We start from the raw sequence: 1,333 nt of genomic DNA on the forward strand, positions 1-1,333 counted from the left end.
AGGGGCCGTCCGTGAATTACATGGTTGTAGTTCCACTGTGACCCGGTGACCCGGTGAGTCGTTGGTTCGGGTGTGATCGCTGAAGAGGCGTTGGCGGAGAAGTTCGTAACGATACGACCGCATCTGGATGAGAGGCAGTGGCGGTTGTACCTGGGCTGCGAGGCCGAGGCGATCGGCTGGGGTGGGATCGGGTTGGTGGCCCGGCTGTCGGGTGCGTCACGCACGACGGTGCAGGCGGGGGTGGCCGAGATCCGGGCTGGTGTGCGTCCGGATGGGCGGGTTCGGGCGCCGGGGGCGGGTCGTCCGGCGATCGAGGAGGTCCAGCCGGGTATCGAGGCGGCGTTGGACGATCTGGTCGGGCCGGGCACGCGTGGCGATCCGCAATCGCCGTTGAAGTGGACGACGAAGTCGCTGTCCCAGTTGGTGAAGGGCCTGTACGCCAAGGGGTTCACGGTGAGCAGGACGACCGTTGCCCGGTTACTCAAGCAGGCGGGCTACCGGTTGCAGGCGACGTTCAAGACCAAGGAGGGCGCCCAGCACCCGGACCGCGACGCCCAGTTCTGCCACATCAACGCCACCGCGCAGGAGTTCCTCGCGGCCGGCGATCCGGTGGTGTCGATGGACGCGAAGAAGAAGGAACTGGTCGGCGAGTACGCCAACCGGGGTCGGGAGTGGCAGCCGAAGGGGCAGCCGGTGCAGGTCAACGGACACGACTTCCCGGCCGGGGTGCCCAAAGCGATCCCGTACGGCGTCTACGACATCGGCGCCGACTCCGGGTTCGTGTCGGTGGGTGTCGACCACGACACCGCGCCCTTCGCCGTCAACGCGCTGCGCACCTGGTGGCAGCGGGTGGGTCGCACCCGCTACCCGAACGCACGGCGGCTGATGCTCACCGCCGACGGGGGTGGCTCCAACGGCTACCGGCTGCGGGCGTTCAAGGTCGAGTTGGGCAAGCTGGCAGCCGAGACCGGCCTGGACATCACGGTCTGCCATTTCCCGCCCGGCACGAGCAAGTGGAACAAGGTAGAGCACCGGCTCTTCTCGTTCATCTCCATCAACTGGCGGGGCCGGCCGTTGACCGACTATCAGGTCATCGTCGAGACCATCGCGGCCACCACCACCGAGACCGGGCTCACCGTCGAGGCAGTCCTCGACCCGGGCACCTACCCCACCGGCATGAAGGTCAGCGACAAGCAGATCAAGGCGGTTCCCCTTACCCGCCACCAGTTCCACGGCGAGTGGAACTACACGATCCACCCTGGACCGACCCCGGAAATCCCACTGAACAAGACATCCAACCTGAAATCGACCAAGTAAATCTCGCACGGGCCCT

Annotated in this window: 1 protein-coding gene; it reads left to right on the top strand. The window is 66.4% G+C overall.

The features are described 5' to 3' along the window. Positions 1-72: 72 nt before the first annotated feature. Positions 73-1,317, top strand: coding sequence for an ISAzo13 family transposase (locus ACLQ24_RS29655; RefSeq protein ID WP_425895039.1), 1,245 nt, complete (start codon positions 73-75; stop codon positions 1,315-1,317). Positions 1,318-1,333: the final 16 nt, after the last annotated feature.

Source organism: Micromonospora sp. DT4, assembly GCF_049841675.1.
Lineage (GTDB): Bacteria > Actinomycetota > Actinomycetes > Mycobacteriales > Micromonosporaceae > Micromonospora.